This is a genomic window from Pseudoalteromonas lipolytica (assembly GCF_900116435.1).
Classification (GTDB): domain Bacteria; phylum Pseudomonadota; class Gammaproteobacteria; order Enterobacterales; family Alteromonadaceae; genus Pseudoalteromonas; species Pseudoalteromonas lipolytica.
The window spans coordinates 97,334-122,581 of record NZ_FPAZ01000002.1; the positions used below are offsets into that span (position 1 = coordinate 97,334).

Sequence of the window (25,248 nt, forward strand, 5' to 3'; positions counted from 1 at the left end):
TTATCTGAGCGATAAAATGCCAGTCCTTGCGACTGGCATTTTTGTTTTTAATGAAAATAAACGCATTTCAATTCAAGGAAATAAAAATATTTTATAAAAATAAATATTTCTTAAGTTTTATTTAAGTTTCGCTCGATAAATTTTACACATAACCTATGTGGAGCGAACGATAATGCTGTCAGTTAAACACTCACAATATACGCAAGTAAACGATCCCACTTTTGTTTGTGTACGCGAAGGGGGACACGACCGTGACCGTCTCGAGAATACTATTAAGCAAGGTTTTGCTGCTGCCTATAATGCGAAAATTACGCAATTTATGCCGTTACTTTGCGAGCTCAATATTGATGGAGAAGTGTGTACGCTAGGGCTTCGTTCTGCATCATATCCTTTGTTTATTGAACAGTACCTGCCAGCGCCTATTGATCATTTCGTGAATGCCAAGCGTGAGCAGATTTTTGAGCTAGGTAATTTGTGCTCAACGCATCGAAAAGCCACCTTGGCGCATTTTGTGTTAATGAACGAAGCGCTTTATCAAGCAGGGGCAAGCCATTTAGTGTTTTGCGCCACTCGTAAAGTACGTGCTTTATTAAAAATGCTGGGTGTTCATTGCAATGAAATTGGTGTTGCGAATGCCTATGCACTTCAAGACCCTGCGAGTTGGGGCAGCTATTACGATAACCAACCGACCCTTTGTGTCGTTGACTTAAATGAAGCGCATCAATGCATCATAAACACCCCCGCTTTATTCAATATTAAACAACAGTGTTTGTTGTCATCGCTTGAGCTTGCTGTGTTTTTGGAGGCGCTATGAATTGGTTTGCACAGTTACCGCACCGCGATAGCGACGTTTTATTGATGTGCCAGCACCCTGATGGTGTGCGTTCTTTAACTAAGCATGGTTTTCTTGAAGAGGTCGCGCGTTTATTACCAACATTGGCTGAATTTTCAGGCCAAGGCGTTGCTTTCCAACTGGATAACACGCCTGCATGGTGTGTGCTTGAAGCCGCAATTACTGAACTTGAAAGAGTCGCAATTCCGCTTCCAACGTTTTTTACCGCACAGCAAATTGCGCTGAGTCTACAAAATAGTGGGGCTGAGTTGTTTGTATGTGATCGTGTTTTCGAAGGCGAAAATGCAACATTAGTGGCCTTGGTTGACGTATGTAAACGCTACCCTTTATATGTATATCAGTTATCTGATACACAGCCGATTACATATTTCGAAAATACGCAAAAAATAACCTTTACGTCGGGCTCAACAGGTACGCCAAAAGGGGTGTGTTTATCGCTTGAAAGCCAAATCAAGGTAGCAACGTCACTTTATAAACGTATTGGTTTAGAAAAACCAAACCATCTGTGTGTTTTACCTTTACCTGTACTTCTTGAGAACTTAGCCGGTGTATATGCGCCTTTGTTAGCGGGTGGGAGTGTTAATGTAGTGCCATTGGCTGAACTTGGTTTTTCGGGTGCTCAGTTACGTGAACCGCAAAAACTCATTGCTGCAATAGAGCGCACTGAGCCTAATACCCTCATTTTAGTGCCAGAACTTCTCAGCTGCTTAGTGGCCTTTGCAAAGCAGGGATGGCAAGCCCCGACTAGCTTACAATTTATTGCTGTGGGGGGAGCTGTGGTGAGTAGCAAACTGATCAAGCAAGCCCGTGAATATGGCTTACCGGTTTATCAGGGTTATGGCTTATCTGAGTCTTCATCGGTGGTGAGCTTAAATACCCCAGCTGATGATGATATTGAAACGGCGGGGCGCGCGCTCAATCACATTCAATACAAAATTGAAAACAACCAACTGTTTATTAAAGGCTCATTATTTTTAGGTTACTTAGGGCAAGCGGCACATAAGAGCGATGATTGGTATGCAACAGGCGACTTGGTCGCTGAGCATGAGGGTCGCATAGTGATCCAGGGACGCTTAAAAAACCAGCTAATCACGAGCGTTGGCCGCAATATCAGCGCTGAGTGGCCTGAGTCGTTATTACTTAGTCACAGTCATGTACAGCAAGCGGTCGTTGTTGGTGAAGGCCGCGCGTTTTTATCGGCGCTAATATTTGCCAACCCAGCAATGACTGATGATGAACTTGCCGCGCATGTTGCTGCCCAAAACGCGCAGCTGCCTGAGTACGCACACATCCTAAAATGGCACCGTTTGGCAGAGCCAATGAGCCACACACAAGGTTTATTAACGAGCAATAATCGTCCTAAGCGCGAGGTGATTAACTCATTTTTTGCTAGCGAGATTTCAGCATTCTATCAAGAGGCGACGAACATGAGTCAATTTTTCAATACATTACAAGCCGAAACACAAAAAGAGCGTGATTACCTATTAGCAGCACCAATCATTGGTCGTGTGTTTAAAGGTGAGGTAAACCTTGCAGAATATGCGTCGTTTTTATCGCAAGCGTATCATCATGTTAAGCACACCGTACCGCTTTTAATGGCGCTGGGTGCAAAGCTCAGCGATAAACAAGAGTGGCTACGTGAAGCCGTTGCAGAATACATCGAAGAAGAGTTGGGCCATCAAGAGTGGGTGTTAAACGATATTGCTGCCTGCGGTTTTGATAAAGAGCGGGTACGCAATTCGCGTCCGCAGTTTTCAACAGAGCTGATGGTGTCATACGCGTACGATTTAATAAATCGTGGTAATCCAGTGGCATTTTTTGGCATGGTGCATGTGCTCGAAGGCACTTCAATTGCCCTGGCAGATAACGCAGCAGGGCAAATTCGTGACGTCATTGGTTTACCTAAAAAGGCGTTTACTTACCTTACGTCACACGGTGCACTTGATATTGAACATGTGAAGTTCTTCGAAAGTTTAATGAATCAAATCGATAACGAAGACGATCAACACGCCATTATCCACGCTGCTAAATGCTTTTATAAACTTTACGGCAATATTTTCCGTGATCTTGATACCGAGCCTTTCTTTCGTGAGTCAGATTTGGAGCAAAGCGCATGAGTAGCCCCGTTTGTGTACTAACCGGTGCAACGGGGGGCATTGGTCGTGCTATTGCGCTTCGTCTTGCAAAAGAAGGCTGGCGTGTGGTGTTGGTAGGGCGCAACATTAAGCAGCTAGCTGCACTGCAATTAGAATGTGGCAACGACGCTGAATATTTTCAGGCCGACCTAAATAACAGTGAATCACGCGATGAGCTCGCTAAATTTGCGAAGCAAATAGGGGGGGCAAGTTTACTTATAAACAATGCGGGTATGAACGTTATGCAAGGCTTTAGTGAAATGAGTGAGCAGCAAATAGATCATCTATTGAATATTAATCTCACTGTACCGATTAAATTATGCCAGCTGTTTTTGCCCCAAATTACTCGCAATAAAGGCACCATAGTCAACATAGGTTCGTCGTTTGGAAGTATCGGGTATCCGTATCAAACGGTGTACTGTGCCAGTAAATTTGGCCTGCGAGGTATGACAGAAGCACTTGCTAGAGAGCTGAGCCACAGCGAGGTTAAGGTGTTGTATTTAGCACCTCGTGCAACCGACACCGCCATTAACTCGCCACAAGTACGCGCAATGAATAAAGAACTTGGTAACACGATGGATCCGCCAGAAAAAGTAGCTGATGCATTGGTTGAGTTAATTAAATCAAAAAAACGTCGCCGCTTTATCGGCTTCCCTGAAACATTATTTGCCCGTATTAACGGTGCATTTCCATCACTAGTTGATAACGCAATTGCAAAACAACTTCCTAAAATAAAAAGTTTTTTTGCGAACTAAATTGATTAAGGTGAACGATTATGACTAAACTAAATTTAAAAGCCCTGATGATGTTAGGCGTTATTATGGCAGCCCCAGCAAAAGCCGACTTTAATAGTGATTTAAGCTCGGTGCAAAAGCAGTGGGCAGTGGTTAATTACGAATTAGTTGATGATGCACAGTTAAATGCGTTTGAAAAGCTGGCCAGTGAAACGGCTGAATTTACAAAAGCAAATGACGCACAAGCGGCAAGCCATATTTGGTACGGCATTGTGTTATCGAGCTATGCAGGTGCAAAAGGCGGGCTAGGGGCGTTAGGTCTGGCTAAAGATGCTAAGGCGCAATTTGAAAAAGCACTCAAACTTGACCCAAATGCACTTGATGGCTCGGCATACACAAGCCTAGCAACCTTATACGGAAAAGTACCCGGTTGGCCCATCGGTTTTGGTGACGATGATGAAGCGAAAAAACTATTTAAACAGGCGCTTGAGCTAAATCCTCGTGGCATCGACAGCAACTATTTATATGCCGCGTTTTTATATGATGAGCATAAATACAAATCAGCGAAAGAATTTTTACTGGTTGCTCAGCAAGCGCCTGCGCGCCCTGATAGAGTAAAAGCAGATCTTTATCGCCAACAAGAAATCACGCAATTATTGGCGAAGGTCGAGAAAAAATTAAAGAGATAACTCATGCATTTATTGCTCGTTGAAGACGACCATTTAGTCGCAGAAGGCCTGTGTCGCTCTTTACGTCAACAAGGTTATAGTGTTGAACACAGTGCGACCGTTAAGTCTGCGATGCAATGGTTGCAAAGCGATGAAATTGAACTGGTAGTTCTTGATTTAGGGCTACCAGATGGTGATGGCATCGATATTCTTAAGCACATAAAAAAGAATCGTAAACAGCTTCCTGTGGTGATTTTAACAGCCCGTGGCAGCATTGATGATAAAGTGATGGGGCTTGATTTAGGTGCTGATGATTATTTGGCTAAACCGTTTGATCCAGCCGAGTTATTTGCTCGCCTTAGAGTGGCAAGCCGGCGTTTAACGCAAGCGCAAACGAGTATACTGCAAGTGGGCGACGTCGAAATGGATACCGCAGCTTTTACCGTGAGGTATCAAGGCGAGCCTGTCAATTTACCCCGCAAAGAGTTTATGTTGCTTAAAGCCTTGTTAGAAAACCAAGGTCGGGTGCAGTCCAAACAGCAGTTAGAAAGTAAACTCTATGAATGGGGTGAAGAAGTGGGTTCAAACACCATCGAAGTGCACATTCATCATTTGCGTAAAAAATTCCCTAAGGAATTTATTAAAACCTTGCGTGGTATCGGCTATGTGGTGGGTAAACGCTAGTGTCAATTCGTAAGCGACTCACCTTATTAATACTCTCAATGGTGATTTTGACCTGCTTTTTGGCTTTCACCAAAGGTTACCGCGAAAGTATGAATCAGGCTGAAGCATTACTCGATAATGAGTTGGTGACGCTTGCGCATGTGCTGATTGAACAACCGCTAAGCAAAGAAACACCCACACATAGCACTGATTTGCCCCAGCTGTTGTTTCAGGTTTGGGTTGATGACAAAGTGGTCTCAAGTTCAACGTCATTGCACAATAACCCTATTAATCAAAGCCAATGGCAGCCAGGTTTTAGTGTCGAAAACTTAGCGGGGCAACGGGTCAAGGTTTACCGTTTAAGCGAAGCTAATAAGCGGGTATTAATTGCAGAGCCGTTAAGTAAGCGCGTAGCGCTCACCGAAACCGTTATTCTGTCAGCAATGACCCCATTGCTGTGGAGTGTGCCCATTTTGGCTGTTCTAATCAGTGTCTTTGTAAAACAAGGGCTTGCACCGCTAACACGTCTTTCTAATCAGCTTCAGCATCGCCAAGCAAATGACTTTACCGCAATACCATGGCAAACCCCAGAGCAAGAAATTAAACCGGTTATTAACCGCTTAAACGACTTGTTTAAGCGTGTTGAGAGTGCCTATTTACGGGAGCGTTTTTTTGCTTCAGATGCTGCCCATGAGCTGCGAACTCCACTCAGCAGTTTAAAAATCAATGTACATAATTTACTTGCCCAAGGGGGTGATAATATTGAACTTGATGCGATGGAAAAAGGGCTCGATAAACTCAGTAACATTGTTGAGCAAATGTTGATTTTAGGGCGAACTTACCCCGAGCAATGGCAGGCGCAATTTAGCCCCATTTCAGTGCTAGAAATTAGCCAGCAAGTGGTGTCGCAACTTTATGATCGCATTGATGAAAAAGAGCACACAATCAGCATAGAAGGAGATGATTTTATCATCGACGGAGACGAATTTACGCTCGTCACTTTATTTGGCAACTTACTCAGTAACGCCATAAAATACACCCCCGCTCAGGGAGAACTGAGCATTACCCTGAAAACCGACAATAGTCGGTATATCTGGCAAATTGATGATTCAGGCCCCGGTATTGATGAAGCCCAAAAACAGCGTATTTTTAACCGTTTTTATCGGGTGGGCGGCGATAAACACCCATCAGGAGAGCAAGGGGCAGGGCTTGGTATGGCGATTGTTGAACACATTGTATCGATTTATAACGCTGATATAGCGCTTGCCGATAGTCACTTAGGTGGCTTACGTGTGAGCGTGTCCTTTATACAAGGAGACAGGAGTGAATAAATGGATTTTTGCGTTCACTATGATGTTGTGTCTGCCTTCTTGGCTCGCCTATGGCAAAGAGTACACACTCATATTAAAAGATCATTTATTTTATCCCGCCGAAATTAAAGTGCCGGCAAACAAAAAACTACGTTTATTGATCGACAATCAAGATAACACCCCAGAAGAGTTTGATAGTTTTGATCTAAACCGCGAAAAAGTACTTTACCCAGGTCGCACCAGCGTTATTTATATTGGCCCGCTAAGCCCCGGCCGCTACGACTTTTTTGGTGAATTTTCGCCTAATACTGCACGCGGCACCGTGATTGCGACGGAGGATAAAAATGCTGATAACTAGTTTATTAATGAGCATAAATCAGTTGTTGCCAGTGGTAATTTTAGCCGTTTTATTAAGTTTGATTGTGCCCCTTAGCCAACGACAAGTACTGATACACAGCATGGTAGGTATTGCGGTTAGTTTACTGTTTGTTCAAGGTGCGGCGTGGGTCAGTCAGCTGTTTCAGCACCGAGGTTTAGAGTTTATTCAAATGCTACTGTGTGTGGTGATATTTGTTGCCGCGTTAATAAGCTGTCGGCACAGTAAAGTGGCAGCAGCAGTGGCATTAGTAGCGACTATGGCGTTGTATTTAAGTCATTACATGATTTATTTGGTGAGCTTTTGGCACAGTAAAGACGCGGCCGAACCACTACTATTAGGGACCTTTTTAGGAGTCGGTATTTGCATTAGCTTTGGCGTGCTGTTGTTTTTTTTACTCGAGAGCATTGTCAGGCGTGCAGGATGCCAGCCATTAATTGTGTTGTTGGCATTAAATGCGACGGCGAAATTACTCATATTGCTTGATTTAGCGAGTCAAATCGACGTACTCGATATAACATCAAACTATTTAGACTGGCGCGGGTTTGTGGTTGAAAACTCCGAGCTGGGTCGGGTGTTAAAAGCGTTGTTAGGCTACGAAGCAACGCCCAGTAAAACGGCGCTATGGGTTTATGCAATTGCCACAATTGTATTTTTAGTCCTCGCCCGTGTTTTAAACGTTAAACACACTAAGGAGCCTGTATGCGGTTCTTAATTATTAGCTTTAGTTGCTTGTTATTGGCAAGTATGGCGCATGTTGCGCATGCCGATGGCATGGTGGTTGATAAAGTATATCACCCCTATGTTATGCCGTTTGAGCGTGAGGTTGAATGGCGGCTCGTTTCAAGGCAAACCGACCAAGGCAACGTACTTGCTCAGCGTGCAGGTTTTGGCGGAGCCATTAATGATACCATGAGCCTTGAGGGGTATATGGTTGGCGAAAGAGACGATAATGGCGATTTCGGTTTAGCGTCTTATGAGGTTGAACTGCGCTGGCAGCTTGTTGAGCAAGGGCGGTTATGGGCTGACTGGGGCGCCTTATTCGAGCTTGAAAAACAACATACAATTGATGCTTACGAGGCCACGACAGGCTTTTTATGGGAAAAAGAATTTGGTCGTACAAGCTTAACCATGAATGCGTTTTTAGTGTACGAGTGGGGCGCAGACATAGATAGTGAATGGGAAACCGAGTTCCGCTTACAATACCGTTATCGTTATCGCGCTGAGTTTCAGCCATCGATAGAGGTGTATTCGGGTGAAGACTTTTTTGGTGTAGGACCTGGTTTTATCGGTTTGCACCGCTTTAGCCCTAAACACCAGCTTAAATGGGAAGCCGGCTTTATAAGTGAATTAAGTCAATCGGGTAAAGACCACAGCTTTCGTTTAGCGCTTGAATTTGAATTTTAATTGTCGATAGTGTTTGACTTATCGCTTTAACTCTATATAGTGGGCGTCAGCTAGAAAGAAAGCGTGTAATTAATAAATCTTTATTTCGTTGTTGTATAAGTAATACTTGTAGTACCGTCCTGAAGTTTTTAAGTACCATCTCATTTTTTGCTACACCCGCCCACATGGGCATTTTTAATTTTTTAATATCAGGAATAATACTATGTCTAACATCGTATCAGGTACAGTTAAGTGGTTTAACGAGTCTAAAGGTTTTGGTTTCATCGAGCAAGAAAATGGCCCAGACGTGTTTGCACACTTCAGCGCTATCAAAAGCGACGGTTTCAAAACTTTAGCTGAAGGCCAACGTGTAGAGTTCACTCTTTCACAAGGTCAAAAAGGTCCTCAAGCGGATAACATCACTCCGTTATAATTTTTACTGAAAAGTAAAAGTTAAAAAGAAGCAAGCTACGGCTTGCTTTTTTAATGCCTAAAAATTGACTGGCATGATGAATATTCCTATATTTAATGCAGTAATTTTATCTGAGTGCATTAGCTATTTTAAAATATTTAATATTAGTATGCCTATGTTTTGTCCCTGTCGCGTTAGCAAAACAAACGCTCACGATCTACACTGAGCAGTTTCCGCCATATAACTTTTCTAATAAAGGGCACTTAGAAGGCATTAATCTCGAGTTTGTAAGTGCAATGTGTATTGATGCAGGCATTGAGTGTCACTTCGAACTGTTACCCTGGGCAAGATCCTACCATTTAGCACAGCAGCATCCTATGTCTGGGCTTATATCAGCTGCGCGTATTAGCGAGCGTGAAGCATTGTTTAAGTGGGTTGGACCATTGGCATCATCGCGCAATTACTTTTACCGCTTAAAATCGAATACCCATGTTAATCCCCGTGACTTATCAGAAGTGAAAGACTACACCTTAGGTGTTGTACGAGATGGCATTTACGAAAAATTTGTCGAAAGTATTGGCTTCGAAAATAATAAAAACTTACTCAAATTCGGCCATCATTATGAGTGCATCAACCTCTTTTTCAAAAATAAACTCGACTTAATAATTGGCTCTGAGTTGTCATTTCATTACCAGCTTACGCAATATGGTTATGTTGGAAAAGAAGTGGTAAAACTTATTGAGTTGCCACTAAATGAAACCGTGGGTAACTTTTTGGCGCTTAACAAAAACATGCCTCAAGAGTTTGTTGAGCGTTTGCAAGCGAGCTACAACAAGTTAAGTCGCCAAGGGCTACTTGATAAAAATATTGCTAAGTACGCCCCACCCAATAATTAATGTTGTTTGTTAAGCATCATTATTTCTTTATACCGTTGTGTTTTTGATACTTCATTGAATGCGGCTTTTAAGGCCATTATGTAGCGTGGGTTGGTGTGTTTATTGGCAGCTAAATAGCCATTTATGCTTAAAAAATCGATAGCATGAACAAAGGTAAAACGTGACTCATCCTGTGCCAGTTGATCGGCCATCGCAGTAAGATAGTTTTTATCATCGATAATTAAATCAACCTTACCCGAAATTAATAACTGATACGACTTTGTAATATCCGTCGTATAGACCAGAATATAGTCACGCTCGGTCAATTGCTTTGCAGCAAGATCATCACGTTGTACCGCTATTTTATAGCGTTTTGCTTGTTCGTTTGAGCTGATTTTAATGTCTTTACGGGAGGTCAGTTTAACAAATCCCATATGGTACGTCGCTACTTCACCAATCCATTCAAATTGATTTAATCGCTCAGGCGTTTTTGCAATGCTGTAAATAAAGGTATTAGGCTTTTTTTGCGCCATATTAAAGGCGCGTGCCCAAGGGTAAAGTTCAATATCTGCTTGCAAGTCAGCTTTGTCAAAAATGGCTTTCACTAACTCAGTGCTTACGCCTGTAACCTGATTATTGATGAGCGTTTGATTAGGAGGAGAGAGCTCAGTCACGACCGTGAGTGATGGTGCGGCGAATACAGACCAACTCATACATAAGAATAAAGATATAAGTAGAGAAGATTTCATTTATGTACTTAAAAAGACTTAGTAAATAAATATTAGCACATAAAACGATAAAAGGGCCTTGCGGCCCTTGGTGAAGTATCGTTCAAGTCAGATAGACCTTTAACCCCTTAAAGTCCTATCCTATTGTTTTGCAACTACGGCTCATCTCATTAAGTTTCTAAGCTAGCGAGAGGAAAAAACCTGCAATTGCTGCACTCATGAGGTTAGCCATAGATCCTGCTAACACTGCTCTGAGCCCTAAGCGTGCGATATCCTTTCGCCGACTAGGCGCCATACCGCCTAATCCACCTAGTAAAATTGCTATCGATGATAAGTTAGCAAACCCACATAACGCGAATGTGACAATCGCTTGTGTGTGCGCACTTAACGTATCGCGATAATTTATAAAGTCGAGGTAAGCAACGAATTCGTTAACTACAACCTTTTGACCTATAAAACTGCCTGCGATTACGGCTTCGCTCCACGGTACACCTAATAACCAGGCAACTGGGGCAAATACATAACCTAAAATTTCTTGTAGCGTTAATGTTGGGTGATCAAACCAACCACCAATACCGCCTAATAAACCATTTAGAAGTGCAATAAGCGCCACAAAAGCAAGTAACATTGCACCCACATTGAGCGCTAAATGCATCCCGTTTGCGGCACCTGACGCCGCAGCATCGATGACATTAACGGGCTTTTCTTCTTGCACGTCTAAATCGGCTAAATCTTCTTTAGGGGTCTCAGTCTCTGGCACAATCATTTTTGCCATTAAGAAACCACCCGGTGCAGCCATAAAGCTGGCCGCAATTAAGTATTTGAGCTCTACACCAATTGTCACATAACCCGCCATAACAGAACCTGCTACGGTTGCTAGGCCACCCACCATCACTGCAAACAGCTCTGACTTAGTCATACTGGCAATAAACGGTTTAACAATCAGTGGTGCCTCTGTTTGGCCAACGAAAATATTGGCGGTTGCAGAAAGCGATTCTGGACGCGAGGTTTTCAATAGTTTTTGTAAACCACCGCCAAGAATTTTAATTATCCAATCCATCACCCCTATGTGGTACAACACAGCGACCAGCGCTGAGAAGAACACAATAACGGGCAATACTTGAATCGCAAAAATAAACCCTAAGGTATCTTGCGATGCGAGTGAGCCAAATAAAAAGCTGATCCCGTCATTTGCATAGCCAATGACTGAAGAAACGGCTTTAGACATACTTGCCAGTACGTTTTTACCCACCTCAAAGAACAAGACAAAGCCACCAATTAATACTTGTAGCAAGAAGGCAATGCCGACTGTTCTTAAATTTATTGCTTTACGGTTTGTTGATGCCGCAAATGCAATGGCTAGTAGCACAACAATGCCTACTAAGCTCATAAATGTTGTCATACTGACTGTTTCCCGTTGTTATTGTTGCAGTAAATATTTTATTTTACTTTTAATTATATCAATCGCAACGCGATTCATACCGCCGCGTGTGACCACTAAATCAGCCTTGTGCTTTGATGGCTCAATAAACTGATAAAACATAGGTCGCACTGTCGCTTGATATTGTTCAACAACGGACTGTAATGTTCTGCCACGCTGCTCCATATCTCGTTGCATACGGCGCATAAGGCAGATATCTAACGGTGTATCAATGAACACCTTAATATCAAATTCTTTTCGAAGTGCCGGATCACTCAATAATAAAATACCTTCGACTATGAGCACTTTTGCAGGTGCAACACGACGTGTTTCATCACTGCGTGTATGCATTGCATAATCGTAAGTAGGTACTTCTACAGAGTTACCAGCGCGTAATTGAAGCAAGTGCTCATGTAAAAGTTCATGCTCGAAAGCATCAGGATGGTCGTAATTAGTTTGCGTTCGATGGTCGAACGGTAAATGCGACTGGTCCTTGTAATAAGCATCTTCTTCGATCACTGCGATCGCGCCCGGTTCAAGCTCACTGACTAATTCGTTATAAATTGTCTTGCTAAAAAGAGACTTGCCCGACGCAGATGCGCCAGCAATAGCTATAATTGTTCGTGTCACTAAAGTTCTCGCCCACACAGAAGGAAACATTGTTAGGTAGATCACAATAGCAAAAAAGACACGATTAATCTCTTTTGCTTCGCTTAAGGACGCAAATTTATAATGTTTCCGTTTAATGAAACAGGACTTATGTCCTGTACCAAAAATTCAAAGAGCATATAAAGTATTCACACATTGATAACGAGGTACCCATGGCAAGAGCAATCATCTTAATGGCAGATAGCCTAGGAATTGGCGCAGCACCTGACGCAGAGAAGTTTGGTGATGTAGGCGCGAATACCTTTGCTCATCTATTGAAAGCCTATGCAGACGAAACGGGTGAGCATTTAGCGTTGCCTAATTTAACGCGTTTAGGGTTAGCCGATGCATGTGAAGCTGCAGGTAAAGAGCCTTGTTTAGTCAGTGACCGTCAAGCGCCAACAGGTGCGTGGGGTTATGCTAAAGAGTTATCAAGCGGTAAAGATACACCGTCTGGTCATTGGGAAATGGCGGGCGTTCCTGTGTTATTTGATTGGGGTTATTTCCCTAATACACAGCCGTGTTTTCCGCAAGAATTTGTTGACGAGCTAATTGCTCGTTCGGGTATTCCTGGCATTTTAGGTAACTGTTATGCCTCAGGAACCACCATTTTAGAACAACTGGGTGAAGAGCATATGAAAACCGGCATGCCGATTTGCTACACCTCAGTTGATAGCGTGTTTCAAATAGCCGCGCACGAAGAATCATTTGGACTGGAGAAACTTTATCAGGTTTGCGAAATCGCACGGGCGCTGCTTGATGAAATGAACATAGGAAGAGTGATTGCGCGGCCATTTTTGGGTTCTAACCGCGATGATTTTGCCCGCACAGGTAATCGTCGTGATTATTCGGTGTTACCACCGTCGCCAACCTTGCTTGATAAATTATCGCAAGACGGCGGTGAAGTGATCAGTATTGGCAAAATTGCCGATATCTATGCACACCAAGGCATTACCCAAAAACACAAAGCGCCGGGCCTGATGAACCTACTTGAGAAAACCTCAGAGGTGATAGCATCGGCTCCGGACCATAGTTTGATTTTTACAAACCTAGTTGATTTTGATGAAAAGTACGGTCATCGCCGTAATGCAGTGGGTTATGCCACAGCGTTAAAAGAGTTTGATGATTACTTACCGACTATTTTAAATCAGCTACAGAGTGATGATGTACTTATCATTACCGCTGATCACGGTTGTGATCCAACCGCAGCGGGTACTGACCACACACGTGAATATGTGCCAGTACTTGCCTACCAACCGGGAATGACAAACACCCCGCTTGGTGAAAGAGCTAGCTTTGCAGACATAGGTCAAACCCTTGCCCAGTGGTTTAATCTGCCTGCACTTGAATACGGTGATGGCTTTAAAGATGAGCTATTAGCGAACAAAAAAGGAAACCAATAATGAGTACTCCTCATATCAGTGCCAATGTAGGCGAATTTGCAGAAACGGTATTAATGCCGGGTGATCCACTGCGCGCACAGTACATTGCTGAAAACTTTTTAGATGACGCAAAACAAGTAACAGGCGTTCGTAATATGTATGGCTTTACCGGTACCTACAAAGGTAAGCCAGTGAGTATTATGGGTTCTGGGATGGGTATTCCATCGATGTCAATTTATGCCCGTGAATTGATTGTTAGTTATGGCGTTAAAAATCTAATTCGAATTGGTACCTGTGGCGGTATTGGTAGCGATATTAAAATTCGCGACGTTATCTTTGCACAAGGTGCAAGCACTGACTCAAACGTAAACCGTGCACGTGTGCGTGGTTACGATTTTGCCGCTATTGCTGATTTTGGTTTACTACTTAATGGCGTAAACGCTGCGAAAGAGCTAGGTATCGAAGCAAAAGTAGGTAATGTATTCACAACAGATACATTCTACCAAGCAGATAACACATTCTATCAAGAGCTCGACAAACTAGGCGTACTCGCCGTTGATATGGAAACAGCAGGCATGTACGGCGTAGCAGCCGAGTATGGCGCAAAAGCTATGGCACTATTTACCGTAAGTGATCACGTGATCACCGGAGAAGCAACGCCGAGTGAAGAGCGTCAAAGCACCTTTAACGAAATGGTTAAAATTGCTTTAGAATCAATTTAATTACATTAAAAAAGTTCCTTGGTAACGTATTCACTGAAATTTGGAGACACGCCCAAAGTGAAGTGAGACTAACCTCAAAGCCGCATTTATGCGGCTTTTTTTATGCGTGTGTAATGTATTAATTTAAAAGGGATAGCCAGCAAATAATCAACAAAAACTAGTCAGCTGCGAAACGGTCGTAGCGAGTTTGCCTAGCCTATTAACGTGTATTATCTTTTTCGTATCGCGTATTTTAAAACTTCTTACTATGCCCATTGACACCACTACCAATCCTTGCCACCTTTAATAAAGGAACATAACTCGAGGATGCGTATGTCTAATTGGATTGAAGCGAAGGTTAAAGACGTAAAATGGTGGACCGACTCGCTATTTAGCCTAATAGTGAATGCAGATGTCGAGCCATTTACAGCGGGCCAGTTTACTAAATTAGCGATGCAAGTGGGTGATAAACGGGTAGCACGCGCTTATTCGTATGTGAATGCACCAGACAACCCTGATCTTGAGTTTTATTTAATAAATGTTGAAGACGGTCAACTGTCTCAGCAGTTAGCGCAATTAAAACCGGGGGATTCGGTGACCATTGAACGCCGCGCTACGGGCTTTTTTACACTAGACGAAGTACCGAGTAGCGAGCAACTGTATATGCTTAGTACGGGCACCGCGCTTGGGCCATTTATTTCAATTTTAGAGCAAGGCGATGTGTGGCAAAAGTTTGAGCACGTGCATTTAGTGCATGGTGTGCGTTTAAACGAAGACCTAAGCTATCAACAGCGTATTGCCGCCTTGCAAAAGCAAAACCCTAATCTTCACTATTCGCCCGTAGTCAGCAGAGAGTCAGCATCAGTCGGGTTTAATGGCCGGATCACTGACGTTATAAAAGATCATCGTTTATTTGAGGTCACTGGCAAACACGTTAATCCAGACACGGCTCAATTTATGATTTGCGGTAACCCCGAAATGGTAAAAGACACCACGGCAATTTTGTTAGAGCTTGGCTTTAGTCGCAACCGTCGCCGCGAGCCTGGGCAGATAACCGTTGAGCAGTATTGGTAAAAGACTATGCCTAACAGCGAGAATTTGCTACTTTAGCGCCTCAAATCAGGAATGATGCATTTAGGAAAAGTATGAAACCGTTATTTTTTGCAATTAGTTTATTATTCACATGGCAGTCTATTGCAAGTGACGAAACTGCCCAAAAAGCCGAGCCACAAACAAAAGCTGAACAAGAAACGAAAAGCGAGCAAAAAACAGAAAAATCAGTGCCAGCCTTAGAATTTATTGAAGGCAACACAACAGCAACCCACACAGACACCCGCGCCTTAAAGACAGACCAACAAACGACAACAGAGCAAGCCGTTAATAACCCGCAAGAGCCTGTAACAACAGAAACAGCGCAACCTAAAGTCGTTGCTGAAGAACAAAAAGCAGCAGCTCAGGTTGATGACAGCAAAGTGCTTGGTACACAAACGCCAGTACCAGCAGAAAAACCAAAAACAGCACAAGCAAAGCAAGAAGCTGTCGCAGAGGCCGAAAAAGCAGTTAACCAAGCTAAAGAAGCGTTAACGGCTAAACAGCAAGAGAAAGCGCGTCAATCTCGCGAGTCTATGGCGGTTATTGAGCAAGTGATAGCGGCTTATAATGCGCGTAATATTGAAGCATTTATTAAAATGTACGATGAGAATGTTGAGTTTTATGCGTTTCCTAATGAGTTAATGTTCACAGGCAAGGAAAAACTGATTGCGCGTTACGGCATTATGTTTAAAAAATTGAAGTGTATTAAGTCATCGCCTATAAAACGCATTGTGCTTGGCAACATTGTTATTGATCACGAGTTATCAGAAACTTGCTCACAAGACCCCAATGTAGTGGATAAACGTTCTGAGTTTGTGACCAGTTACCAAATTGAGAATGGCAAAATAACCAAGGTGTTATTCTTCCGTTAAGTAAAAAAGAGCAGCTGAGCTGCTCTTTTTTGTTGAATGGTAGGCGTAAAATTTATTTAGTATAAAAGTGAATCGCGCTGCTCGAACCTCGCTACTCGAACCCCGTTGCTCGAAACTCGTTGCTCGAACCTGCTTAAGCCGTTTCATTTAATAACGAATTAAAGCTTTCGTTATCGTGTAAGCTTGCAAATGCACTTTCGTGTAATAACTCATTACGCAAGTTTGGCGAGTACTCAAGGGCCATACGAATATCAGCCATCGCATCAGCATGTTTGTGTAACAGCGCGTAAGCACAGGCACGTTGCCAATAGGCATACCCATAATCACTGTCCATTTCGAGTGCTTGATTACACAATTCAATCGCTTCACCTGTTTGATTAATTTCTAATAGTGCATCGGCTTTATACGCGATTGCTTCTACATCTTCAGGTTTACGTTTTAAAATCTCATCAAAAATTTCAATCTTGTTAGCTACATCACTTTCTAAATTCGCACGCATCCACAAAGAGTGTACTTCGTTGGTGATCGAGATTTTTTTCTGGTTCGTTAAAATTTCTTCAGAGCGCTCTCGTAGCTTTTCTTCTAGTACTTTTAAGCGTTCTTCGTATTCTTTAGTAATTGCACTCACTCGCGTATTTACAATGTCTTCTACTTTATTTTTTACATCACGTAATGAGTTCCAACCAACTAAAACTAAAATAGATGCCGTAATAGTAATAATGAAAAACACATTGTTAATGGTGTCGGTGGTATAAGTTAATGCACGGTCGGCAGTATCTAACTGGGTATGAGTAACTTGTTTTGTTACATCTTCACGCAGCTTTTGTTGATCTTGGCGTACCGCTTTAAGCTCATCAAGAATATAGCGCTCTAACAAAGGCTTATACATAGGCTCTTGCAGTTTATCGAGTGCTTGTTGTTGCTCTGCTTCGGTTAAGGCAGGGCTGTTTTCTTGTGCTGTTTGAGCCTTGGCAAAGTGACTAAAGCTCATTAAAAAGGTGAATAAAATTAAGGTATAACGCATGACATATTCATTGTTTAGTGAATTCTAAAGTAACTTTAACATGCGAGGCCTGTGTGGACTAGGCAAAAAAAAACCAGCTCAAAATAGAGCTGGTCAAACTGCTTAAACAACATAACGTTGTAGGGGGTATCAACAGGAGTTAGGTACAATATAGCCACTTTAATCTGAACAACTACTTAATACTAAAAGAGTTTCTAAAAAGTAATTTTTGATATCTCAGATTTTCTATGTTCGTCTAGACTTAAGGTGTCCTGCAACTAAAAGGTGAGTGTAATGCGCCAACAACTAGTCCAACTGCTTTACGGCGTATCAATGTCTTCGGATCTTGATAGTGGTAATGTTGAATTAGCTGAACGCTTAATTCTAAATGCTGTACTTGATGGCCTTGAAATTGGTCGGGCAGGAATATGGTTACTAAATAAAGAAAACACCGCGATTGAATGTCGTTTGCTACTCGACAGAGAAAACGACAAAGAGATCCAAATGATCGTATTGCCTCGTGATGCTTATCCTGCTTATTTTAAAGCCCTCGATACCCAGCGCACCATTACCGCTGTTGATGCTCACACAGACCCTGCAACATCGGAATTTAGCGAAAGTTACCTTGCTCCCCTCAATATTGGTGCGATGCTTGATGCTCCCATTCGTTATAAAGGCAAAATGATAGGTATTTTTTGCTGTGAACACATTGGTGGACAACGCCAATGGACAGAAGATGAGTGTTCATTTATCGGGGCATTAGCCGATTTATATGGGCGTGCGCTATCGGCGCAAGAAAATGAACGCATCAACGCTGAATTAGAGCGCTCAAATCAACTATTAGAGCAACGGGTTGCAGAACGTACTCGTACACTCGAAAAAACCTTAACAGAGCTTACAGACACCCAAGAAAAACTCATAGAATCCGAAAAAATGGCATCGCTAGGTAATCTTGTTGCCGGCATTGCGCATGAGGTTAATACGCCTATTGGCATCGCCGTCACGGCAAATAGCTCTGCAAAAGATAAACTCACCGAACTCGATAAGCTTGTCCAGTCAAACACCTTAACAAAGGCTGCGCTTATTGATGGTATGAACCATTTAAATGAATGCTTTAAAATATCTTTCACTAACCTTGAGCGCGCTGCAAAGCTGATTAGTGACTTTAAACAGACCGCCGTTGATCAGTCTTCACTTAATTTACTTGAAACAAACATTAAGCATTACCTCGAAAACATAGTGCACAGTTTAATGCCGCTGACCCGCGGTCATAACGTTACAGTGACCATAAAGTGCGACGATGATCTTAATCTGATCACCGTGCCCGGGGCTTTAAGTCAAATAATATTAAACTTGGTGAATAATAGTTGTGTGCATGGGTTTACGGGCCGTCAGCAAAATCACATTGATATAGTAGTGACCGTTAACCACGAAAACGACACATACACACTGTGCTATAAAGATAACGGCCACGGCATGAGCGCAGAGGTAATACATAAAGTGTTTGAACCCTTTTTCACCACCAAACGTGGTACAGGAGGCAGTGGGCTTGGTATGTCAATTGTTTATAACCTTGCAACCCAAGCATTGCAAGGCGAGGTGAGTATAGCGAGCGAGCTAGACCAAGGTGTTGCTGCAACCTTTAAATTACCGATGAAAATAGCCTAACTAACTAAAAAATAGACTAAATGGAGTGAAAATAATCTGGTGACAGGGTAATAAAATTAAAATTTAATCAGTGTGTTTACCAAGACATGACACATCATCGCAGCGGTTGTCTTTACAAAATTGTTTGATACGTCTTTTTGAATATAAATAATTAATACTGAATGGCGTAACAATAAGCACGAGCCAAAATAGTAATGGGCTTCTAAAAGCCAGTCCTGCGATAGAGGCAGCGATGATCCCCGTTAATACTAGTATTGGCAAATTGGCGATGAAAAAGTTAATACTTAATTGTTTAGCAACATCAGGATTAATGGTTTTCATATGGGACTCACTGTTAATTAATACCCTTATAAAATGGTCGACTTTCGCTGTTAACACAAATCAGATTTTTCTATCAGAGCAATCGATTTAAAGTCGCGTTTGGGGTCTGGCATTATTTTCATACAACTCCTATAGTTCTAAATAACGGGAACTTCTAACTGATTAGTGATTCATAACTAACAGAAAAACCCTTTTATGGCGAAACTGCATTTAATTGAGATTTAAAATATTTCGTCACATTTTAGCTTATAAGGAGCAAAAAATGAGTAATGGAAAAACGGGTCAATGCCCGGTAATGCATGGTAGTAACACAGTCACCGCTCAATCAAACACAAATTGGTGGCCTAACGCGCTAAACTTCGACATTCTTCATCAACACGACAGCAAAACAAGCCCATACGGCAAAGACTTTAATTATGCCGAAGCATTTAAATCTCTCGACCTTGAAGCTGTAAAAACCGATTTAAAAAACCTCATGACCGAAAGCCAACCGTGGTGGCCAGCTGATTGGGGCCATTATGGTGGCTTAATGATCCGCATGGCATGGCACTCTGCTGGTTCGTATCGTTTAGAAGATGGTCGTGGTGGCGGTGGCACAGGTAACCAACGTTTTGCACCTTTAAATTCATGGCCCGATAACGCCAACCTAGACAAAGCACGCCGCTTACTTTGGCCTATTAAGAAAAAATACGGTAACAAATTATCTTGGGCCGATTTAATGATTCTAGCCGGTAACATGGCGTACGAATCAATGGGCTTAAAAACCTTTGGTTTTGCGGGCGGCCGCGAAGATATTTGGCATCCAGAGAAAGACATCTACTGGGGAGCCGAAAAAGAATGGCTCGCTCCGAGTGATGAACGTTACAGCAATGTAGAAAAACCAAACACCATGGAAAACCCATTGGCTGCGGTACAAATGGGCTTAATTTACGTAAACCCAGAGGGTGTAAACGGTAACCCCGATCCACTTAAAACGGCAGAGCAAGTGCGCGAAACATTCGCTCGTATGGCAATGAACGACGAAGAAACCGCAGCGCTTACCGTCGGTGGTCACACGGTGGGTAAAACGCATGGTAATGGCAGCGAAGCAAATGTAGGCCCAGAGCCAGAAGCCGCTGATGTATATGAACAAGGCTTAGGGTGGAACAACCATACCTCGCGTGGCATTGGCCGCGATACCATGACATCAGGAATCGAAGGCGCATGGACAACGCACCCAACTAAGTGGGATAACGGGTATTGTTATTTACTACTTAACTACGACTGGGAACTTAAAAAGAGCCCAGCAGGTGCGTGGCAGTGGGAACCTATTAACATTAAAGAAGAAGACAAACCGGTTGATGTTGAAGATCCCTCTATTCGTTTAAACCCAATTATGACCGACGCCGATATGGCGATGAAAATGGACCCAACGTATCGCAAGATCATCGAGCGTTTTAACGACGACTTTGAATACTTCAGCGATGTGTTTGCGCGTGCATGGTTTAAGTTAACGCACCGTGATTTAGGGCCTAAGTCTCGTTATTTAGGGGCCGATGTACCGAATGAAGATCTGATCTGGCAAGATCCGATCCCAGCGGTCGATTACACGCTAACAGACAGCGAAATTAGCGAGCTTAAAACCAAGTTACTGAATTGTGGCGTAAGCCAAGCCGATCTTATTACTACCGCGTGGGATAGTGCCCGCACCTATCGTTGTTCAGACCACCGAGGTGGCGCAAACGGAGCACGTATTCGCCTAGCACCGCAAAAAGATTGGCAAGGCAACGAGCCAAAACGTTTAGCCAACGTACTCAGTGCGCTCGAGTCGGTTCAAGCAGATTTAAGCAAGCCAGTAAGCCTTGCCGATTTAATCGTGCTAGGTGGCAGTGCAGCAATAGAACAAGCAGCAAAAGCTGCAGGGGTCGATGTAACCGTACCATTTGCACCAGGGCGAGGTGATGCAACTGACGACATGACCGACGCCGAGTCGTTCGACGTGCTTGAGCCAATACACGATGGTTTCCGTAACTGGCTTAAAGAAGAGTATGCAGTATCAGCAGAAGAGCTCATGTTAGAGCGCACGCAATTAATGGGCTTAACGGCACCAGAAATGACAGCACTTGTGGGTGGTATGCGTGTACTTGGCACTAATTATGAGGGGACTTTGCACGGTGTATTCACCGATAACGTAGGCACACTCAGCACCGACTTTTTCGTAAACCTAACCGACATGGCCTTCACGTGGAAACCAATAGGCAAAGGTTATTACGACATAATTGAGCGCAGCACAGGCGTTACTAAATGGACTGCAACACGGGTTGATTTAGTGTTTGGTTCAAACTCAATCTTACGCGCATACGCCGAGTTTTATGCACAAGACGATAACAAAGCACGTTTTGTACACGACTTTGTCGACGCATGGGTGAAAGTAATGAACGCTGACCGTTTTGATCTTTAATTTAAGTTAATAAATATCAAAAGGCTACAGCATTGCTGTGGCCTTTTTTATAGCAATATTATTAAAGCGTAAGCATCGCTTGCATATCAAAAATACGCACATTATGAGCGTTATTCTTTAAAGGCTAACGCTTTATTCATCGCCTTTTTAAATAGCTCAAAATTTTCAATATGAGGCAAGTGACCAATGTCTTTTAGTTCAATTAAGTGCGCAGTAGGAATGAGATTAGTGGCCGTTTTACCCAGCTCGTCATAGCGACCAAGTTGGTATTCTACACCCGGCTTTTTCCAGTTACGGCCAGGACCTGTTCTATCGCGAGTACCAATAATTAAAGCAACAGGCATTTTAAATTGGTCGAACTCAGTAATAACCGGCTGAGTAAAAATCATGTCATAGGTTTTAGCATTAACCCATGCCATTAACTCATGATCAGGCCCCTGAATTTGGCCACTCAAAAAGTGCGTAAGTTGCTCATAGTGTTGATTCCATTTCCCGTCATAATAGTTTTGTTTTTGATAGGCAATGATCTTCTCGGGTGTTTTACCAAGCTCAAGATCATAGAAAAAATCAGTGTCTTTGTATTGAACATAGCTAAGGTAGTTTTCAAGCCCAATCGGGTTCAATAAAATAAGTTTTCGCACTTGCTCAGGAAACATTAATGCATAGCGGCTTGCCAGCATTCCACCCATAGAGTGCCCCAAAACAATTGGGCGTTTTATACCTAACGACGTAATTAATTGATGCGTATTATTGGCAAGGGCAGGGAACGAAAACTGATAATCTTTAGGCTTTGATGACTTACCAAAACCAATTTGATCGGGGATTAAAACACCATAGCCCGCTTCATTTAAATACTTCGCTGTCGATGTCCAGTAATGACCATTAAAGTTTTTACCATGCATAAGTACAACGGTAGGCTTATCACCCTTAGGTTTTAAATATGAGTAAGCCATTTTTAAAGAAGATTGTTGAGAAGACAGGTTAAAAAACTTAACAGGGTAGTCGTACGAGTACGTACTCAACTCAGCGTCGTAACTGAGTTTTTCATTATTTGCTAGCACCGAACTTACGTTAAACAGCGCTACTGCTGAGATTAATATTACGCGTAATAATACCATTATCCTTTCCCACCATTTTTTAAAAAAGTGTCTCCAGCGTATCATCCCTGCTTTAAATTTATAATATAAATGCCACGAAAAAATACCGCGCAATGCAGCCATGAAACTTATCTCTCGCGCTTTTTTTACGATTTTATATCGCGTATTCAGCGCTAAGCTTGACTCTCTAAGCTCGCATCTCTAAGCTCGTAGCTCGTAGCTCGTAGCTCGTAGCTCGTAGCTCGTAGCTCGTAGCTCGTAGCTCGTAGCTCGTAGCTCGTAGCTCGTAGCTCGAAACTCGCAGCTCGCACCTCGCACCTCGCACCTCGTAGCTCGAACCTCGCACCTCGCACCTCGCACCTCGTAGCTCGAACCTCGCACCTCGTAACCCGTACTTGTAGGCGTGAAATTTATTTCGCGCGTCATCGCGCCATAGTGTGTAACCACATCATGAAACAATTGACGCGCGCAGGTTAAAAACAAAAACCTAAACCTGTTTGCTTATTGCTTACCCATCCAATAACTATGCTGATATACGTTTTCTTTATAAACTTGATCGCTGTAATCATATAGACGTTGCCATATTAAGCGGTCGAAAATGTATTTATCACCGTCTTTATAAAGCATTTTAAAGTTAGCTAATGACAAATAACTGCCAGTTTCATTGGCTAATATTTCGTTTTTACAGCTTACAAAATCATCAGCGTTTGGACACAAAGACATTAATGCAAACGTAATGCTATTGTCGCTTTCGAGTTGCCAGTATGCGTTTGGTGTGAAATAAGCAGCGTCTGTCTCCCCAAAACTAGAGTTGAAATAGTAGCTGCCCTTTCCATCGTCGTTAATAAACCAAAATACTTTATTATTTCCGATGATAAAGTCTTGGCGTAAGTAGCTAAATACCTCTTTGTAATCAGCTAATGTGATATTGGTTTCGTCTATGACTTCTAATAGCTCGTAGGCTAGGCGTGCTTGGCGCTCTTCTTTATTACGTTCAAGCGCATAAAGCATTTTACCTGTGTGCATTGTAAAAAATTGCAATGATGTATCTGAGCCATTGCCTGTTAACTTTATGGTTTCGCCATTATTATCTAAGGTGTAATGCCACTTAAATGAATCGTTGTTTTTTGGTGTGTTAAACGTGACGGTCGCTTGGTTAGCAGCTGTTATAGCAAAGTGTGTAGGCACATAGCGTAATGTTAAACCCTCGCCAGTGTCTGCAATCTTATTATCTAAACGGCCTGTATAACGTGTGCCAATTTCAAGGTTGGGTACTGCGGTTGGTGTAATACGGCGAAATGTGCCGATCGATGTTTGCGTTTGCATTGCGGCAACAAGCTCTGCTGACTCAGCTATTTGGCTTGGGGTTATTTCATCGTGATAAGTTAAATTGTGGCTTACTTTTACGACCAAAAAGTCATCAAATTGCGCAATAATTTCTGCATCTATTAAGTTTAAGTCAAATGCAACATTAAACTCGTAGCCATCTTTGTGTAATTGCGACGTGTTATACGTATTAACAAGCGTGTCGCTAGTAATTGTAAGTTGTGTGCCATTAAGCATCGCCGAAAAATCGGCATAAGGTTGGAATAGTGTTTTTCCTGAGGGAGTCGGCACTGAGCTGGCTAACACAAACTCAAAGTAGCTTTCTTCTGCTTCTGTATTCAAATGATTTACAGTGTGAAATGTACTCACACGGGTATCAACATAATAGTGTGAGCGTAATTCAGGCTGTGTTTTATACAATGTAACTACGTCGCCTTTGTCTTCAGATACATTAAAAAACTCAACACGCAGTGCATCATCACGCTTAGCCAAAACATCAATTTCAATCAATGCTTTTTGAGAACAGTCCAAAACACAGTCAATAGCGTGTGTGTTTAACGCTACCACGTCAGGATTTGACCATTTAAAAGCACTTAGCTCACCATTGTGTGATAGAACGCCGCTATCTTTCGAGGCAAAAATGAGTTGAATGCTCGCATCCTTAGTGTGCCAATTACCGATTATATCGTCATCGCTTAACGTTATAGATTGCCATGCTTCGCGATTTTCAGCGACATTCACAATGAGCGTATACTGATTAGTCGCTTTGCCATCCGACACCTCAACCGTAAATGTATGGTTCGCAATATCGAACAAACTGGGTTCAATTTTAAAGGTGACTTGGTTATTTTTGCTAGAGAGGTTCAGCCATTCTGGCTTATCAATGATTGTTGCAGTGATTGTATCGTTTTGCTCATCTTTTACATCAACCACTAAGGTTGCAGGCTCAAGTGCTTTTGTATTTATTGTTAATGAGCCAGACAATGTAGGTGCGGTATTTTGTACTACTTTATCATCTGGTTTTTTATCTGTTGATGAGCCGCCACAGGCCGTGAGCGCAAGCGTCAGTGCCGATACGCCAAGGAACTTTTTCATTTACATCCTAAAAATTTGTTATGTTTTGTAAGGGAGATGTAAA

General features: G+C 42.6%; 24 protein-coding genes and 1 pseudogene. 18 read left to right on the plus strand and 7 right to left on the minus strand.

Annotated elements, in window-relative coordinates; all coding sequences use genetic code 11:
* Window positions 1–172: 172 nt before the first annotated feature.
* From BM378_RS01960 to BM378_RS02010, 12 genes and pseudogenes are all read left to right on the plus strand, one after another.
* On the plus strand, window positions 173–814 hold the full coding sequence (locus BM378_RS01960; protein WP_074988445.1) for a thermostable hemolysin: 642 nt from the start codon (window positions 173–175) through the stop codon (window positions 812–814).
* Window positions 815–858: 44 nt separating this feature from the next.
* Window positions 859–2,262, plus strand: a pseudogene (locus tag BM378_RS01965) (AMP-binding protein); the annotation flags it as partial.
* Between the two features lie 18 nt (window positions 2,263–2,280).
* On the plus strand, window positions 2,281–2,970 hold the full coding sequence (locus tag BM378_RS20515) for an iron-containing redox enzyme family protein (RefSeq protein ID WP_199524833.1): 690 nt from the start codon (window positions 2,281–2,283) through the stop codon (window positions 2,968–2,970).
* Entirely contained in the window at window positions 2,967–3,743 is a 777-nt protein-coding gene (locus BM378_RS01970) for an SDR family oxidoreductase (RefSeq protein WP_074988449.1), read from the plus strand. Before BM378_RS20515 ends, BM378_RS01970 begins: the two co-directional genes overlap by 4 nt.
* A gap of 20 nt (window positions 3,744–3,763) precedes the next feature.
* Complete coding sequence (locus BM378_RS01975; RefSeq protein WP_036972546.1) at window positions 3,764–4,411, plus strand: tetratricopeptide repeat protein; 648 nt, start codon at window positions 3,764–3,766, stop codon at window positions 4,409–4,411.
* 3 nt (window positions 4,412–4,414) lie between these two features.
* Window positions 4,415–5,074: a response regulator transcription factor gene (locus BM378_RS01980; RefSeq protein ID WP_065979228.1), complete on the plus strand. Its 660-nt coding sequence runs from the start codon at window positions 4,415–4,417 to the stop codon at window positions 5,072–5,074.
* Window positions 5,074–6,384, plus strand: coding sequence for an ATP-binding protein (locus BM378_RS01985; RefSeq protein ID WP_074988450.1), 1,311 nt, complete (start codon window positions 5,074–5,076; stop codon window positions 6,382–6,384). The genes BM378_RS01980 and BM378_RS01985 overlap by 1 nt, the downstream gene beginning before the upstream one ends.
* Before the next feature lie 19 nt (window positions 6,385–6,403).
* Entirely contained in the window at window positions 6,404–6,721 is a 318-nt protein-coding gene (locus tag BM378_RS01990; RefSeq protein ID WP_118845288.1) for a cupredoxin domain-containing protein, read from the plus strand.
* Window positions 6,708–7,454, plus strand: coding sequence for an iron transporter (locus BM378_RS01995; RefSeq protein WP_074988452.1), 747 nt, complete (start codon window positions 6,708–6,710; stop codon window positions 7,452–7,454). The genes BM378_RS01990 and BM378_RS01995 overlap by 14 nt, the downstream gene beginning before the upstream one ends.
* Entirely contained in the window at window positions 7,442–8,146 is a 705-nt protein-coding gene (locus tag BM378_RS02000; protein ID WP_074988454.1) for a hypothetical protein, read from the plus strand. Before BM378_RS01995 ends, BM378_RS02000 begins: the two co-directional genes overlap by 13 nt.
* A gap of 202 nt (window positions 8,147–8,348) precedes the next feature.
* Window positions 8,349–8,558 carry a cold-shock protein gene (locus BM378_RS02005; RefSeq protein WP_036972536.1) on the plus strand — a complete coding sequence of 70 codons (210 nt, stop codon included), beginning with the start codon at window positions 8,349–8,351 and terminating at the stop codon, window positions 8,556–8,558.
* Window positions 8,559–8,752: 194 nt separating this feature from the next.
* A complete protein-coding gene (locus tag BM378_RS02010; RefSeq protein ID WP_074988456.1) occupies window positions 8,753–9,433 on the plus strand; it encodes a substrate-binding periplasmic protein in 681 nt (226 codons plus the stop codon).
* On the opposite strand, the gene BM378_RS02015 is transcribed toward BM378_RS02010, so the two are convergent.
* The 3 genes from BM378_RS02015 to udk all read right to left on the minus strand — a co-directional run bounded on the left by BM378_RS02015 (window position 9,430) and on the right by udk (window position 12,190).
* Entirely contained in the window at window positions 9,430–10,161 is a 732-nt protein-coding gene (locus BM378_RS02015; protein ID WP_074988457.1) for a substrate-binding periplasmic protein, read from the minus strand. The two genes, BM378_RS02010 and BM378_RS02015, sit on opposite strands and share 4 nt — an antisense overlap.
* Window positions 10,162–10,318: 157 nt before the next feature.
* Window positions 10,319–11,542 (minus strand): NupC/NupG family nucleoside CNT transporter, encoded by a 1,224-nt coding sequence (locus BM378_RS02020; RefSeq protein ID WP_036972529.1) that lies wholly within the window; start codon window positions 11,540–11,542, stop codon window positions 10,319–10,321.
* 18 nt (window positions 11,543–11,560) lie between these two features.
* Complete coding sequence (gene udk / locus BM378_RS02025) at window positions 11,561–12,190, minus strand: uridine kinase (RefSeq protein ID WP_036972527.1); 630 nt, start codon at window positions 12,188–12,190, stop codon at window positions 11,561–11,563.
* 191 nt (window positions 12,191–12,381) lie between these two features.
* On the opposite strand from udk, the gene BM378_RS02030 reads away from it, so the two are divergent.
* The 4 genes from BM378_RS02030 (at window position 12,382) to BM378_RS02045 (ending at window position 16,255) form a co-directional block, all read left to right on the plus strand.
* Window positions 12,382–13,611, plus strand: a complete 1,230-nt coding sequence (locus BM378_RS02030) for a phosphopentomutase (protein WP_036972526.1) — start codon at window positions 12,382–12,384, stop codon at window positions 13,609–13,611.
* A complete protein-coding gene (gene deoD, locus BM378_RS02035; protein ID WP_036972525.1) occupies window positions 13,611–14,312 on the plus strand; it encodes a purine-nucleoside phosphorylase in 702 nt (233 codons plus the stop codon). The genes BM378_RS02030 and deoD overlap by 1 nt, the downstream gene beginning before the upstream one ends.
* Window positions 14,313–14,624: 312 nt before the next feature.
* Window positions 14,625–15,365, plus strand: coding sequence for a ferredoxin--NADP reductase (locus BM378_RS02040; RefSeq protein ID WP_036972964.1), 741 nt, complete (start codon window positions 14,625–14,627; stop codon window positions 15,363–15,365).
* Between the two features lie 71 nt (window positions 15,366–15,436).
* A complete protein-coding gene (locus BM378_RS02045) occupies window positions 15,437–16,255 on the plus strand; it encodes a nuclear transport factor 2 family protein (RefSeq protein ID WP_074988458.1) in 819 nt (272 codons plus the stop codon).
* Window positions 16,256–16,388: 133 nt separating this feature from the next.
* On the opposite strand, the gene BM378_RS02050 is transcribed toward BM378_RS02045, so the two are convergent.
* Window positions 16,389–17,279 (minus strand): tetratricopeptide repeat protein, encoded by an 891-nt coding sequence (locus tag BM378_RS02050; protein WP_036972521.1) that lies wholly within the window; start codon window positions 17,277–17,279, stop codon window positions 16,389–16,391.
* Between the two features lie 273 nt (window positions 17,280–17,552).
* Between BM378_RS02050 and BM378_RS02055 the strand changes: the two genes are divergently transcribed.
* The gene (locus tag BM378_RS02055) at window positions 17,553–18,926 is read left to right on the plus strand and encodes a GAF domain-containing sensor histidine kinase (RefSeq protein WP_074988459.1); all 1,374 of its coding nucleotides are present in this window, start codon (window positions 17,553–17,555) and stop codon (window positions 18,924–18,926) included.
* Window positions 18,927–18,989: 63 nt separating this feature from the next.
* On the opposite strand, the gene BM378_RS02060 is transcribed toward BM378_RS02055, so the two are convergent.
* Window positions 18,990–19,247: a hypothetical protein gene (locus BM378_RS02060; RefSeq protein ID WP_036972519.1), complete on the minus strand. Its 258-nt coding sequence runs from the start codon at window positions 19,245–19,247 to the stop codon at window positions 18,990–18,992.
* A 262-nt stretch (window positions 19,248–19,509) separates the two neighbouring features.
* Here BM378_RS02060 and katG point away from each other — a divergent pair, with 262 nt between their 5' ends.
* Entirely contained in the window at window positions 19,510–21,687 is a 2,178-nt protein-coding gene (gene katG / locus BM378_RS02065) for a catalase/peroxidase HPI (protein ID WP_074988460.1), read from the plus strand.
* A 110-nt stretch (window positions 21,688–21,797) separates the two neighbouring features.
* Here the strand turns inward: katG and BM378_RS02070 are convergent, their stop codons facing one another.
* Together BM378_RS02070 and BM378_RS02080 are read right to left on the minus strand one after the other, a co-directional pair.
* Window positions 21,798–22,805 carry an alpha/beta fold hydrolase gene (locus BM378_RS02070; RefSeq protein ID WP_074988461.1) on the minus strand — a complete coding sequence of 336 codons (1,008 nt, stop codon included), beginning with the start codon at window positions 22,803–22,805 and terminating at the stop codon, window positions 21,798–21,800.
* A 480-nt stretch (window positions 22,806–23,285) separates the two neighbouring features.
* Window positions 23,286–25,205 carry a hypothetical protein gene (locus BM378_RS02080; RefSeq protein ID WP_074988463.1) on the minus strand — a complete coding sequence of 640 codons (1,920 nt, stop codon included), beginning with the start codon at window positions 25,203–25,205 and terminating at the stop codon, window positions 23,286–23,288.
* Window positions 25,206–25,248 lie beyond the last annotated feature (43 nt).

What these genes read in the sequence shown, in the direction of transcription:
- BM378_RS01990 (WP_118845288.1), top strand. Translation starts at nt 6,404, where the DNA reads ATGATGTTGTGTCTGCCTTCTTGGCTCGCCTATGGCAAAGAGTACACA.
- BM378_RS02030 (WP_036972526.1), top strand. Translation starts at nt 12,382, where the DNA reads ATGGCAAGAGCAATCATCTTAATGGCAGATAGCCTAGGAATTGGCGCA.
- BM378_RS01995 (WP_074988452.1), top strand. Translation starts at nt 6,708, where the DNA reads ATGCTGATAACTAGTTTATTAATGAGCATAAATCAGTTGTTGCCAGTG.
- BM378_RS02055 (WP_074988459.1), top strand. Translation starts at nt 17,553, where the DNA reads ATGCGCCAACAACTAGTCCAACTGCTTTACGGCGTATCAATGTCTTCG.
- BM378_RS02000 (WP_074988454.1), top strand. Translation starts at nt 7,442, where the DNA reads ATGCGGTTCTTAATTATTAGCTTTAGTTGCTTGTTATTGGCAAGTATG.
- BM378_RS01960 (WP_074988445.1), top strand. Translation starts at nt 173, where the DNA reads ATGCTGTCAGTTAAACACTCACAATATACGCAAGTAAACGATCCCACT.
- BM378_RS02080 (WP_074988463.1), bottom strand. Translation starts at nt 25,205, where the DNA reads ATGAAAAAGTTCCTTGGCGTATCGGCACTGACGCTTGCGCTCACGGCC.
- katG (WP_074988460.1), top strand. Translation starts at nt 19,510, where the DNA reads ATGAGTAATGGAAAAACGGGTCAATGCCCGGTAATGCATGGTAGTAAC.
- BM378_RS02015 (WP_074988457.1), bottom strand. Translation starts at nt 10,161, where the DNA reads ATGAAATCTTCTCTACTTATATCTTTATTCTTATGTATGAGTTGGTCT.
- deoD (WP_036972525.1), top strand. Translation starts at nt 13,611, where the DNA reads ATGAGTACTCCTCATATCAGTGCCAATGTAGGCGAATTTGCAGAAACG.
- BM378_RS01970 (WP_074988449.1), top strand. Translation starts at nt 2,967, where the DNA reads ATGAGTAGCCCCGTTTGTGTACTAACCGGTGCAACGGGGGGCATTGGT.
- BM378_RS02070 (WP_074988461.1), bottom strand. Translation starts at nt 22,805, where the DNA reads ATGGTATTATTACGCGTAATATTAATCTCAGCAGTAGCGCTGTTTAAC.
- BM378_RS02050 (WP_036972521.1), bottom strand. Translation starts at nt 17,279, where the DNA reads ATGCGTTATACCTTAATTTTATTCACCTTTTTAATGAGCTTTAGTCAC.
- BM378_RS02045 (WP_074988458.1), top strand. Translation starts at nt 15,437, where the DNA reads ATGAAACCGTTATTTTTTGCAATTAGTTTATTATTCACATGGCAGTCT.
- BM378_RS02060 (WP_036972519.1), bottom strand. Translation starts at nt 19,247, where the DNA reads ATGAAAACCATTAATCCTGATGTTGCTAAACAATTAAGTATTAACTTT.
- BM378_RS02040 (WP_036972964.1), top strand. Translation starts at nt 14,625, where the DNA reads ATGTCTAATTGGATTGAAGCGAAGGTTAAAGACGTAAAATGGTGGACC.
- BM378_RS02005 (WP_036972536.1), top strand. Translation starts at nt 8,349, where the DNA reads ATGTCTAACATCGTATCAGGTACAGTTAAGTGGTTTAACGAGTCTAAA.
- BM378_RS01980 (WP_065979228.1), top strand. Translation starts at nt 4,415, where the DNA reads ATGCATTTATTGCTCGTTGAAGACGACCATTTAGTCGCAGAAGGCCTG.
- BM378_RS01975 (WP_036972546.1), top strand. Translation starts at nt 3,764, where the DNA reads ATGACTAAACTAAATTTAAAAGCCCTGATGATGTTAGGCGTTATTATG.
- BM378_RS20515 (WP_199524833.1), top strand. Translation starts at nt 2,281, where the DNA reads ATGAGTCAATTTTTCAATACATTACAAGCCGAAACACAAAAAGAGCGT.
- BM378_RS02020 (WP_036972529.1), bottom strand. Translation starts at nt 11,542, where the DNA reads ATGACAACATTTATGAGCTTAGTAGGCATTGTTGTGCTACTAGCCATT.